This is a genomic window from Streptococcus sp., assembly GCF_032481935.1.
Classification (GTDB): domain Bacteria; phylum Bacillota; class Bacilli; order Lactobacillales; family Streptococcaceae; genus Streptococcus.
In genome coordinates this window covers 1-12,894 of record NZ_JAWERU010000040.1, presented here as the reverse complement: position 1 = coordinate 12,894, position 12,894 = coordinate 1, and the positions used below count along the sequence as shown (strand labels likewise).

General features: G+C 37.5%; 11 protein-coding genes and 1 other annotated feature. Of the genes, 6 read left to right on the top strand and 5 right to left on the bottom strand.

The features are described from left to right. Positions 1 to 129: 129 nt before the first annotated feature. From zwf to E7C97_RS07755, 3 genes are all read right to left on the bottom strand, one after another. A complete protein-coding gene (gene zwf / locus E7C97_RS07765) occupies positions 130 to 1,617 on the bottom strand; it encodes a glucose-6-phosphate dehydrogenase (protein WP_316108724.1) in 1,488 nt (495 codons plus the stop codon). Positions 1,618 to 2,110: 493 nt separating this feature from the next. Next, positions 2,111 to 2,851, bottom strand: a complete 741-nt coding sequence (locus E7C97_RS07760; RefSeq protein WP_049503260.1) for an amino acid ABC transporter ATP-binding protein — start codon at positions 2,849 to 2,851, stop codon at positions 2,111 to 2,113. Beyond that, complete coding sequence (locus E7C97_RS07755; protein WP_316108723.1) at positions 2,851 to 5,025, bottom strand: ABC transporter substrate-binding protein/permease; 2,175 nt, start codon at positions 5,023 to 5,025, stop codon at positions 2,851 to 2,853. The genes E7C97_RS07760 and E7C97_RS07755 overlap by 1 nt, the downstream gene beginning before the upstream one ends. Before the next feature lie 180 nt (positions 5,026 to 5,205). Between E7C97_RS07755 and uvrB the strand changes: the two genes are divergently transcribed. From uvrB to E7C97_RS07730, 5 genes are all read left to right on the top strand, one after another. After that, positions 5,206 to 7,194 carry an excinuclease ABC subunit UvrB gene (uvrB, locus tag E7C97_RS07750; protein WP_049503267.1) on the top strand — a complete coding sequence of 663 codons (1,989 nt, stop codon included), beginning with the start codon at positions 5,206 to 5,208 and terminating at the stop codon, positions 7,192 to 7,194. Positions 7,195 to 7,208: 14 nt separating this feature from the next. Beyond that, positions 7,209 to 8,987 (top strand): DUF2971 domain-containing protein, encoded by a 1,779-nt coding sequence (locus E7C97_RS07745; RefSeq protein WP_316108720.1) that lies wholly within the window; start codon positions 7,209 to 7,211, stop codon positions 8,985 to 8,987. A gap of 66 nt (positions 8,988 to 9,053) precedes the next feature. Beyond that, positions 9,054 to 9,593 carry a hypothetical protein gene (locus E7C97_RS07740; protein ID WP_239684813.1) on the top strand — a complete coding sequence of 180 codons (540 nt, stop codon included), beginning with the start codon at positions 9,054 to 9,056 and terminating at the stop codon, positions 9,591 to 9,593. A 489-nt stretch (positions 9,594 to 10,082) separates the two neighbouring features. Further along, positions 10,083 to 10,517: a hypothetical protein gene (locus E7C97_RS07735; protein WP_049503269.1), complete on the top strand. Its 435-nt coding sequence runs from the start codon at positions 10,083 to 10,085 to the stop codon at positions 10,515 to 10,517. A gap of 22 nt (positions 10,518 to 10,539) precedes the next feature. Further along, a complete protein-coding gene (locus tag E7C97_RS07730) occupies positions 10,540 to 11,007 on the top strand; it encodes an 8-oxo-dGTP diphosphatase (protein WP_049503270.1) in 468 nt (155 codons plus the stop codon). Here E7C97_RS07730 and E7C97_RS07725 read toward each other — a convergent pair. Together E7C97_RS07725 and E7C97_RS07720 are read right to left on the bottom strand one after the other, a co-directional pair. Beyond that, a complete protein-coding gene (locus E7C97_RS07725; RefSeq protein ID WP_049503271.1) occupies positions 11,004 to 11,519 on the bottom strand; it encodes a transcription repressor NadR in 516 nt (171 codons plus the stop codon). The genes E7C97_RS07730 and E7C97_RS07725 overlap by 4 nt on opposite strands. A 10-nt stretch (positions 11,520 to 11,529) precedes the next feature. Then, positions 11,530 to 12,057: a hypothetical protein gene (locus tag E7C97_RS07720; RefSeq protein WP_049503272.1), complete on the bottom strand. Its 528-nt coding sequence runs from the start codon at positions 12,055 to 12,057 to the stop codon at positions 11,530 to 11,532. Positions 12,058 to 12,243: 186 nt separating this feature from the next. Beyond that, positions 12,244 to 12,379 (top strand) — a sequence feature (ribosomal protein L10 leader region). A 38-nt stretch (positions 12,380 to 12,417) separates the two neighbouring features. Here E7C97_RS07720 and rplJ point away from each other — a divergent pair. Further along, on the top strand, positions 12,418 to 12,894 hold a 477-nt coding region (gene rplJ / locus E7C97_RS07715), incomplete at its 3' end, for a 50S ribosomal protein L10 (protein WP_316108718.1).

The following is a 12,894-nucleotide window of genomic DNA, read 5'->3' as shown; positions in this document are numbered from 1 at the left end:
TTTAAGAGGCAAGTGACGAGTCAAGAGCAATGAGGCTTGAACAACGTGAAAGCCAGCGTCTTTAGGCGCTGGCTGGTAATTTGGGCTTATAGCCCTGGTGCAAACCACCCGTTAGACGGGTGGTTATGATTATTCTAATCGGCCATCCTTACGATAGGCGATATCTGGTTGCCAAGTCCACTCAGCTCCGTATTTTTCTAGTAAATCAAAGCTAGCTTGAGGTCCCATGCTACCAGCTTTGTAGTCATGGAGTGGAGCACCGTTTTCAGCCCAAAGATTTTCAATACGGTCAATCAATTTCCATGAGGCACTCACTTCATCCCAATGGCTAAAGTTAGTTGAATTATTGTTCAAAACATCATAGATAAGTTTTTCATAGGGATCTGGCGAAGCACCTGTTGCAGTCGCATCTGTTCGATAGTCAAGAGAATTTGGCGCAAGGCTAAACTCTTCACCCACCTTCTTACCGTTAAGGCTAAGAGAGAATCCTTCAGTTGGTTGGATATAGATAGTAAGAACATTTGGCGCTAGAGGTTCACCAAAAATGGAATCCATCTGTTTGAAGACAATGTTTACGTGTGTTCCTTTTTCAGTTAGGCGTTTACCTGTACGGAAGAAGAAAGGTACATCACGGAAGCGATCAGTATTTACAAAGAAGGCACCTGAAGCAAAGGTTTCTGTCATAGATTCAGGGTTGACATTTGGTTCGCTACGGTAAGAGATGTATTTCATGCCATCGACTTTACCAGAACGATATTGACCACGGATGAATTGTTCTTTAAGTTCTTCATCTGTAGGGTGGTAAAGGTTCTTGAAGACCTTGATTTTCTCTGCGCGAATGTCATCCTTTGTAAAGCTTGCTGGCTTGTCCATAGCAAGGAGTGACAGAAGTTGGAGGGTATGGTTTTGAACCATGTCTCGTAGGGCACCAGATTCATCATAGTAGCCACCACGTTCTTCAACACCTAGGCGCTCTGCAAAGGTAATCTGTACGTTATCGATGTGCTCACGATTCCAAACATTTTCAAAAATCATATTGGCAAAGCGAATAGCAAAAATACTTTGAATCATTTCTTTACCGAGATAGTGGTCGATACGATAGATTTGCTCTTCGTTAAAAGTAGCTAGGAGTTCTTCGTTTAGTTTGCTTGCAGTCTCATAGTCTGTTCCAAAAGGTTTCTCAACGATCAAACGTTCAAAGCCTTTACCATCAACAATTTGCTCTGATTTGAGGTGTTTAGCAATAGTACCAAAGAACTGAGGTGCCATTGAGAGGAAGAAGAGTTTGTTGTGCTCAGTCTGATATTTTTCGTTTAATTCAGCTTGAAGCTTGCGTAATTCGATGTAGTGCTCAGTGTCATTAACATCGTGACTTTGATAGTAAAAATGACTCGCAAATGCTTGAGCTTCTTCCACACTGTCTGCCAAGTCTAAAATAGATTCGACAACGACAGATTCGAAATACTCCTTACTCCAAGGTCTACGAGCAGTTCCAATAACAGCAAAATGATCAGAAAGATTACCTGATTTATAAAGTCTAAAAAGTGAAGGGTAGAGCTTACGTTTGGCCAAATCCCCACTTGCACCGAAAATTGTAACAATAACTTTTGATGACATCTAGCTACCTAATTTCTATTTTGTTTCCTAGTTAGACTAGGCATGAGGAGTCCCCATTTTTCATATCCTTTATTTTATCATAATTTTCTAAAAAATCCAAAAATCCAATACGTCTATATTAAGAGTCTGGGCAAAAACTTAATTTCATACTCTTCGAAAATCTCTTCAAACTACGTCAGCGTCGCCTTACCGTATGTATGTTACTGACTACGTCAGTTCCATCTACAACCTCAAAACAGTGTTTTGAGCTGACTACGTCAGTTCCATCTACCACCTCAAAACAGTGTTTGAGCTGACTTCATCAGTTCTATCTACAACCTCAAAGCAGTGCTTTGAGCAACCTGCGGCTAGCTTCCTAGTTTGCTCTTTGATTTTCATTGAGTATCAGGAGCAACCGAAGTAAATCTTTCCACAATAAAACGCATAATATCAAGTTTTTTTATACCTGATACAATGCGTTTTTTTGATTATAAAGACTTTTTGCCAAGTTCTTCTAGGCGTTTAGAACCTTGTCTAAAAATTCTTTAAGACGCGGATGTTGTGGGTTATCAAAGATTTGGTCAGGTGTACCGTCCTCAAGAAATTCACCGTCAGCAGTAAAGATCACACGATTGGCAACCTTACGAGCAAATCCCATTTCATGGGTTACGATGATCATGGTCATACCTTGTTCAGCCAATTCCTTCATAACGTTAAGAACGTCGCCGACCATCTCAGGGTCAAGGGCAGAAGTTGGTTCGTCAAAGAGCATGATATCAGGGTTCATGGCTAGACCGCGAGCGATAGCCACACGTTGTTTTTGTCCACCTGATAGACTTTCAGGATTTGCATTAGCCTTATCAGCAAGTCCAACTTTTTCAAGGAGTTCCATTCCCAATTTTTCAGCTTCAGCCTTAGTCATCAACTTATGCTCTACTGGAGCGAAAGTGATATTTTCTAATACCGTCATGTGTGGGAAAAGATTGAAGTGCTGGAAAACCATTCCGACATTTTCACGAACGTGGTCCACGTTGGTTGCTTTATCCGTCAAATCATAACCATTAACCGTGATATGACCTTTTGTACCTTCCTCAAGGAGATTCAGACTACGCAAGAAAGTCGATTTACCTGAACCAGAAGGTCCAATGATACAAACAACATCTCCTTCGTAGAATTTTGCTGAGATTCCTTTAAGGACTTTGTTTTTACCATATTGTTTATGTAAATTATCAACATCGATTTTTAATTTAGCCATTATTGAATCCTCTTTTCTAAGCGTTTTGCAAGTCTAGTAAGAAGAGTGATAATCACAAGATAGAAGACTGCGAGAATTGCATACATTTTGAAACTTTGGTAGTTACGGGCGATGATAATCTTACCAGTCTGGAAGAGCTCTACTAGCCCGATTGCAGATACGATAGTTGTATCTTTCAAAGCGATGACAAATTGGTTGACGAAGTTTGGAAGCATGAGTTTGGTTGCTTGTGGCAAGACAATTTTACGCATGGTTTTACTGTAAGAAATACCAAGGCTTCGACTAGCTTCCATTTGTCCGATAGGAACAGCCTTAATACCACCACGAACAATTTCAGCGATATAGGCAGCTGAATTTAGGGAGAGGGCGATCGTACCAGCGACAAAGTCATTGATTGGACTCTGTTGGCCAGTAAGGGATTCGATAAAGTTAGGAACTCCCCAGAAGATAAAGGCAGCAAGAATCATCAATGGAATACCACGAATTACATCGACAAAGATTTCTGAAATAAGACGAAGTGATTTATAAGGACTAACGCTAAACATACCAAAGATAATCCCGATAACAATCGCAATTGCAAAGGAAATCAAAGCTAGAGAAAGGGTAATTCCAAGTCCGCTGAGGAGTTGTTTGTAGTTGTTTTTCAACAAGCCCCAGATAGTAGTTTCGTCAATAGTTGATGATTCACTTGTTGAATCAGTTGCAAGGTATTTATCAAGAATCTTTTGGAACTCACCGCTTGCTTTAAGATTTGCAAGACCGTTGTTGAACATTTCAATCAATTCAGGATTACTTCCCTTTTTAACTGCAAAAGCAGTTTCACCAATTGGAGTACCTTCGATTGGTGTTTTTAATTTTTGACCTTGACTGATAGAGTATTTAAGAACTGGTTCGTCATCCATTACGGCGTCAATTGAACCAGTGTTCAAGCTATCATACATAGATGAACCGTCTGCAAAGGTTTTAATTTTATAACCATATTTGCTTTGATTTTCAGTTAGGAAGGTTTGAGAAGCAGTACCGTTTTTAACACCAACGGTTTTACCCTTCAAATCTTCATAAGAAGAAATGGTACTTGATTCCTTAACTCCAAGAATAGTATTAGCTGTATAGTAAGAATCAGAGAAATCAAAGGTTTCTTTACGAGCGTCTGTAACAGACATACCAGCAATCATACCATCAGCTTGACCAGATTGAACTGCGTTAATAGCAGCGTCAAAACCTGGGTTGGTGATTTCAATTTCAAAACCTTGGTCTTCGGCAATAGCCTTGATCAAGTCCATATCAATACCAGTGTACTGGTTGCTTGAGTTTTGGAAAACGAATGGTGCAAATGAAGAATCACTTGCGATAACGTATTTTGATTTGACTGGAGTAGCTTTTTGACCTGCGCTTGTAGTAGAAGTGAGAGAAGTCACTTGTGAACTAGTTTTAGAAGAACTTGTCCATTTATTGATAATTTTGTCCAAGCTACCATCTTTTTTCATCTGAGTTAAAGCTTCGTTAAATTCTGTAACTAGGTATTCGTACTTGCTACCTTTTTTAACACCAAAAGCAAAGCTTCCAACGGCTTCTCCGTCCATGTTGATACTGAGATCTTGCCCTTGGTTAATAGCGTACTCGATGACTGGTTTGTCATCCATGATGGCATTTACAGCCCCTGTACTGAGACTGTTATTCATCAAATCACCAGTATCAAAGGTTTTGATAGTGAAACCATATTTATCTTTGATGCTTTCTAGGAAACGTTGTGCGGCAGTACCGTTTTTAACACCAACAGTTTTACCACTGAGTTCTTCATACTTAGTGATTTTGTTAGACTTAGTCGTTGCGATGACAACTTTTGTATCATAGTATGTATCAGACATGGTAAAGACGTTTTCACGTTCTTTGGTTTTTGTCATACCAGCCATGATTGCATCTGCTTGCCCTGCTTGGACCGCATTGACAGCAGCATCAAAGCCTGGATAAGACATTTGGATATTCCATCCTTTTATCTCAGCGACTTTATTGATGATGTCGACATCAATTCCTTTATAAGTCTGGTCTGTATCTTTAAACTCAAAGGGTGCATAAGCGGTATCACTAACAATCTTGATAGTGTCCGCATTAACATAGCCTAAAGAGAATAAGGGAAATAAAAATAATAAAAATACAAGGATTTTTTTCTTCATGTTTAGTCTCCTTTTTAGAATATTTACCCATTATAGCAGAAAATAAAAAAGTTGGCAAATATTTAGCACTTTGATGTAAGAAGATGTGACATGAGATGCTAAGTGGCAAGAAGTTGAGAATCAGTAAGTAGATCTTTTTTATGGTAAAATAGAAGGATAGAAAATGTGTATGAGGCAATTATGATCAATAGAATTACAGACAACAAATTTAAACTTGTATCTAAATACCAACCTTCTGGGGACCAACCGCAGGCCATTGAGCAGTTGGTTGATAATATCGAAGGGGGTGAGAAAGCCCAAATCCTGATGGGTGCGACGGGTACAGGAAAGACCTATACCATGAGTCAAGTGATTGCGCAAGTTAATAAGCCAACCTTGGTCATTGCCCACAATAAGACCCTAGCAGGCCAGCTCTATGGGGAGTTCAAAGAATTTTTCCCAGAAAATGCAGTTGAGTACTTCGTATCTTACTATGATTACTACCAACCGGAAGCTTATGTTCCATCGAGCGATACCTACATCGAAAAAGATAGTTCAGTCAACGATGAGATCGATAAACTTCGTCACTCCGCTACATCAGCACTCTTGGAGCGTAATGATGTTATCATCGTAGCATCTGTTTCTTGTATCTATGGTTTGGGTTCGCCTAAGGAATACGCTGATAGCGTCGTAAGTCTGCGTCCGGGTCTTGAGATCTCTCGTGATAAACTCTTGAATGACTTGGTTGATATTCAGTTCGAACGCAATGACATTGATTTTCAGCGGGGAAGATTCCGTGTGCGTGGGGATGTGGTGGAGATTTTCCCAGCCTCTCGTGACGAGCATGCATTTCGTGTTGAGTTTTTCGGTGATGAAATTGATCGTATTCGTGAAGTCGAAGCTCTTACGGGGCAAGTTCTGGGCGAAGTGGATCATTTGGCGATTTTCCCAGCTACTCACTTTGTGACTAATGATGACCACATGGAAGTAGCTATTGCTAAGATTGAGGCTGAGTTGGAGGAGCAGTTAGCTATCTTTGAGAAGGAAGGTAAGCTCCTTGAAGCCCAGCGTTTGAAACAGCGTACAGAGTATGATATCGAGATGCTTCGTGAGATGGGCTATACAAACGGAGTTGAAAACTACTCACGCCACATGGATGGACGGAGCGAAGGAGAGCCTCCTTACACATTACTCGATTTCTTCCCTGATGATTTCTTGATTATGATTGATGAGAGCCACATGACCATGGGGCAAATCAAGGGAATGTACAATGGCGACCGTTCGCGTAAGGAAATGTTGGTTAATTACGGTTTCCGTTTGCCGTCTGCCTTGGATAATCGCCCACTTCGTCGTGAAGAGTTTGAAAGTCATGTTCACCAGATTGTCTATGTTTCAGCGACACCTGGTGATTATGAGATGGAACAAACGGACACCGTGATTGAGCAAATCATCCGTCCAACAGGTCTCTTGGATCCAGAGGTGGAAGTGCGCCCAACCATGGGACAGATTGATGATTTGCTTGGTGAAATCAATGCCCGTGTTGAAAAGAATGAACGCACCTTTATCACAACCTTGACCAAGAAAATGGCAGAAGATTTGACGGATTACTTTAAGGAAATGGGCATCAAGGTCAAATACATGCACTCAGATATCAAGACTCTGGAGCGTACCGAGATTATCCGTGATTTGCGTTTAGGAGTCTTTGACGTCTTAGTCGGAATCAATCTCCTTCGTGAAGGGATTGACGTACCTGAAGTAAGTTTAGTTGCCATTCTCGATGCTGATAAGGAAGGCTTCCTCCGTAACGAACGTGGTCTTATCCAAACCATCGGTCGTGCAGCCCGTAATAGTGAAGGTCACGTGATTATGTATGCTGATACTATGACTCAGTCTATGCAAAAAGCCATCGATGAAACAGCTCGTCGTCGTAAAATTCAGATGGCCTATAATGAAGAACACGGCATTGTCCCACAAACTATTAAGAAGGAAATCCGTGACCTTATCTCTGTCACAAAAACTGTGGCTAAAGAAGAAGACAAGGAAGTCGATATCAATAGCCTCAATAAACAAGAACGCAAAGAACTCGTCAAAAAACTGGAAAAACAAATGCAAGAAGCCGTTGAAGTGCTTGACTTTGAATTGGCTGCTCAGATCCGTGATATGATGTTGGAAGTGAAGGCTTTGGATTGAGAAGGGGGAGACATATGACAATATTATCAGACTATAAATCAGGTATTGATGCTGATTCACTAATTAAAAGTTTGAAAGAATTGGATATAGAGAAAAGAAAATCTGAACTTAAGAAACTTTTAAATAACTTTTTAAAATTATCTCCCAAAGATAGTTTATTAAAATTACCAGTAATTTTAGAGATTTTATTTGTATTTCATCAACTATTCGAAATAACAACTCATAGGGAAGTGTTAAAAAAATCAGAAAAAATTCTCAAAGATAAGATTAAGGATTTTCCAGAAAGTAAGCTGTTAAGAGAAAGTTTTTTCTGGTATTCTTATTCTCTTATAAAATATTTTGATAAAATTGAAGGTACAAAAGTATATCAGGATTTCTTTAAACAGGATAGTTTGTACGCGGAAGCTATAAGTTATATGAAAAAATCAAGTGATGATGGAATTGATGAAGATATCATAGGCTTCATACTTTCTTTAATTTTCATCCTTTTATATAAAATTGATTATAAAGCAAGTAATTTGCAGTTAGCACTAGAAGATATCAGTGAGAATCTTATGAGTATCTATAAAAATAAATCTTCCTATGCTGAGTATATTATAAGTGAAGAATTTTTTGAAAATTTTAAACTGAAGAATTTAGTATCAATCAATGAGTATCATAAAAATAATACGGAAGACTTGTATATAGAATTTTATTTATCATGGATAGATTCTAATAGTTTAGATACAAATAACTATTATGAAGATATTATTCAATCTATAATGAAATATAATAAATCGGATATCATTAAGACGCAAGCCTTTAAGCTATTAGAAAAATGGGAGAGATTAGGGAACATAAATATAAGAAATTCAAATGATTTGGAAGGATATTCTAAACAAAATCTAAAAAAAGTTGCGAATACTTTGATTGATGAGATTCGTGCAACTTTAACACTTGATATTGACGATTTAAAAAAACAAGAAAAATATGGTCACTATACAAAAATTGATACTTTGACTAAATTTTTAATTGTGTCTGCAAAATCCGACAAAGAATTCGAGCCTCCCTTTTTACGTTTAACGCATTCAAAGCAGCTTAACGATCCGATGGAAGGTCAAGCTTTGTATGAATATTTAGGTTTAGAGGGAAGTTCAATAGATTATCAAAGTTCTAATGTATTTTTATCTTCTTTGACTACTGTATCGGACAGTTTACCAATGTGGAAAGAATATGCAGATGAATCGCAAGGAGCATTTGTAGAGTATGACATGGAGTATATACAGAATATTGTCGAACATGATTTTTTAGAATTTGTAAAAATTTATTATCTAGAAAATGATAAAGAAGATGAGTCTCTCGTTGGGACAAGACTTCACAGTTTAAAAATAATTATTACAGAATTGCTGAATAAGGGTGAGAGAAAGATAGTTTCGGAGATTTCTAGTAATTTAGCGAAAATATCTTATCTTTTTAAGGTAGCAGACTATGAATATGAAAGTAAGTATCGTATTTTAATCAATTTTGATGATTCCCTTATAAAGGAACGAATATCGACTAGACAGCCATATGAACATAAAATAGGTTTAAAAAAGTTTAAAGAATCTGGCTATGAAGATTTTAGAAAATACATTCACTTAACTCCTATGGATGATGGGCGCTATGGATTGTTCGTATATATTAATCTTTTGCCTTTAAGATATTCGAAAGTAAAATTGGGACCAAAAGTGGATGATCCAGACTACATAGCTCCATACTTGAAACTTGTTGATCCTGATATAGAGATAGAAAGTTCAAAGATCCCTTATCGTTGAGTTTAGAGATTAACATTTTTTTAAAAATTTTGTTGAAGGATGAGTAATTCCACTCTTGAGTAAAAAATGAATAATAATCAAAGAAATTCAAATACAAAAAAGAATCGCCCAAGGAAAGAAAGTTTTCGGCTTTGGATGGATTCTCATAAATTATTAGGATTCTTCCTGGTCCTTGGTCTTATCCTAGCAATAGGACTAGGTCTGAATCTAATTTTCGAAAACCTTCCTATTCCGTTGCCCTACAGAGATATCAACTATAGTTTTCCAATATATATAAATATTTTCTGTCTGGTGTATCGATTATTTGACTATTGGTTCCTAGACTTGACTAGGACAAGAATGACGATAAAAAGATATGCAGATTTATTTATCTATCTTAATAGTATCGGTTTAATAGTTCATCTCTTTATTGGGATTGGTGGGAAAAATAGTAAAGGAATTTTGCCTTCTCTATTATCCCTAGACCACCGCTACATCTGGTTTCCTATTGCAACTTATCTGATCTTTTTCAGTTTGGCATCTATTATAACTCTAGTAATGAATTATATTGAAAAGAAAAGAGGACAAAAGGAAATGGGGAAAATTCATTCAAATGAAAAATCATAAAAGAAAATTAAAAAGGAAAAAGAAATTATCCAGGGTAGAGAAATTCAATCTGTGGTTAGAATCTCACAAGCTATTGGCCTTCTTAGTGGATTTTACAGTTTACCTAGTCTTAGTAGGGATAGTAAGTATTGTTTTAAGTCAGTTTATCCCCCTTCCAAGTCATTATAAACATATGGACTACATGTTTCCGCTTTTTCTTAATATATTCTTTATATTCGGTAGGATGTACGCTTATTATTTGCGAGAAATTTGTTCAACTAAGAAAAATTTTAAAGATTATCTGGAACCGTTTCTTTATATCAATAGTTTCTTTTTTATAATTCACTTGACAATGAGAATTAGAACACGGACTCACAAAGTTTTGCCTTCTCTCTTATCCCTAGATCACCGCTACATCTGGTTTCCAATTGCAACTTATCTGATCTTTTTCAGTTTGGCATCTATTATAACTCTAGTAATGAAGTATATTGAAAAGAAAAGGAGTCAATCATGATAAAACATCTAACTATATTTAGGGTAATTTACCTTCTGTTCCTGGTATTCGCCTTGATTCATTTTATCTTAGGATTGTTTGGCTTAGCTTTTACCCCAGTTTTGTGGAATATCTGGTTTTTTGGTCTCTGTTTAACCCTATTTATCCATCCATGGACCATCTTTTATAAAACAAGAATCTTTCAATGGCATCATTTGATTTTTCAAGCTCTCAGCGGATTCTTTGCTCTCATAATCTGGTTTGTGATTTTCTTTGTTTTATCTGTGGTTCCAGATTCGTCTATGCCTATCAATATAGATTATCAGATGAATAGTAAAGATAAGGAAATCAGAATCATCAGAGGATTCTTACTCCATGAAATTCATGAATATCATGACTTAGTTAATCCTTTGATTATGAAATCTAAAGTTAAGTATGTAGAAAAAAATTAAACATTAGAAAGCGAGTAAATTTATGTCCCGTTCCCAATTAACGATTTTAACAAACATTTGTCTGATTGAAGACCTCGAAACTCAGCGCGTGGTTATGCAGTACCGCACTCCTGAAACCAATCGCTGGTCTGGTTATGCCTTCCCAGGGGGACATGTTGAAAATGGAGAGGCTTTTGCAGAATCTGTTATTCGTGAAATATACGAGGAAACAGGTCTGACGATTAAAAATCCTCAACTGGTCGGCATTAAAAATTGGCCTTTAGATTCGGGTGAACGCTATATTGTCTTTTGTTATAAGGCGACTGAGTTCTCTGGTACTCTTCGCTCTTCAGATGAAGGAGAAGTTTCTTGGATACAAAAAGACCAGATTCCCAACTTGGATCTGGCCTATGATATGTTACCTTTGATGGAGATGATGGAAGCTCCTGATAAGTCAGAATTTTTCTACCGTCACCGTACAGAAGATGGATGGGAAAAGAAAACCTTCTAATCCTTTACTAAATAACCTAACTTGTCCAGGGCCTTCTCGATATAGAGGAGGTCTTGTTCGTTTTCAGCTTCGACTAGGTGATAATGAACGCCATCTGTTAATTCAGAAAGTGGTCTAAAGTCAGACCGTTCAACTTGCTCTAAAAAATGCTGAACGTCACGGCGACAAGAGAGTTTGAGCAAGGTTTCAATTTCTCCATAAACTGGATGATCAATCAAGGTATTCTGAACACGTCCCCCATTATCGACGATAGCTAGAAGTTCTTGTCCGATTTCTTCCATCTCGTGCTTTACTTTAAACAGCTTGTGAACATACGGATTGGTTTTGCTTTCTTTATAAATATAGCCACGATTGGTTGATAAGATAGGAGCACCGTCTGCACGAAGAACAGCAATGTCCTGAACAATAATCTGGCGAGTTACATGAAAACGGTCTGCTAAGCTTTTTCCGTTTAGAGGTTTTTGAGCTTCTTTTAAGAGTTGTAAAAGGGTTTCTTTTCTATTTTTTGTCATAGTCTCTTTCTTAATGGCGTTTTTTTAATGCTTTATAAACAGCTAAGGCTAAGTAATAGTCTACCATACTATGAATAATTGTACCAATACCAACCAGGACAAATAGGACATAAAACATATTTTCTACATTGGTTCCAGTTCCTGCATAAAAGATAATACATGCAAAAACCTCAGCAATAGCATGAACCAAGCCAAGTACAAAGTTAAAAATCAATGAAGATTTCTTATTGTCCAAGGTTTGAGGATGTTTTTGAAGATAGAAAGCACCCAGACTTCCAAAAAAGATATGGGAAAATGCACGAAGTACGATAACAATCGGATATCCAGCCATGAGAAATCCTAAACTAGAAGCTATAATGACAAAGATAGCCATCCAGGGAGAAATAAACATAGCGATAAAAATAGCAACGTGACTTCCTAGAGTGTAGGAAGCGGGAGGAATGACAATTTTAAAGGGCATCACCAAAGGAATCAAAATAGCGATAGCTGTCAGTAATGCGGTCAAGGTCATGAATTGTGTTTTCTTTTGTGTATTCATAATAACTCCTTTTTATCTGTATATACAGTTGTATAGTACAATAAAAAATCAAGCAAGTCAAGAAGCAAAATTGATTTTAGAGAAGATTTTTTAAATGAGGAAAAAGAATGCTAAAAAGAATCAATAAAATTTTAAAAAAATAAGAAAAAACTCTTGCACTAATCAAAGTAGTGTGGTATACTTATAAACGGTTTGAAAAAACTGCCTAAGACAGTAGGGGAGCTCGACTCATAAATATCCTACCGAGGACAAAACGTATCATTTAAAAAGAAGCGTATTGTACTTTCGTGTCTAGGTTTGGGCGCGTTTTTCTTTTGGAAAAATTCCCCAAGCAAAATAATTACGGAGGTGAACACACTAATGAGTGAAGCAATTATTGCTAAAAAAGCGGAACTAGTTGACGTAGTAGCTGAGAAAATGAAAGCTGCTGCATCAATCGTCGTTGTAGACGCTCGTGGTTTGACAGTTGAACAAGATACAGTTCTTCGTCGTGAGCTTCGTGGAAGCGAAGTTGAGTACAAAGTTATCAAAAACTCAATCTTACGTCGTGCAGCTGAACAAGCTGGACTTGGAGAATTGGCATCTGTTTTTGTTGGACCATCTGCTGTAGCATTTTCTAACGAAGATGTTATCGCACCAGCGAAAATCTTGAACGACTTTGCTAAAACTGCTGATGCACTTGAAATCAAGGGTGGTGCAATCGAAGGCGCTGTCGCATCAAAAGAAGAAATCGTTGCTCTTGCAACTCTTCCAAACCGCGAAGGACTTCTTTCTATGCTCCTTTCTGTACTTCAAGCGCCAGTGCGCAACGTTGCTCTTGCAGTCAAAGCGGTTGCA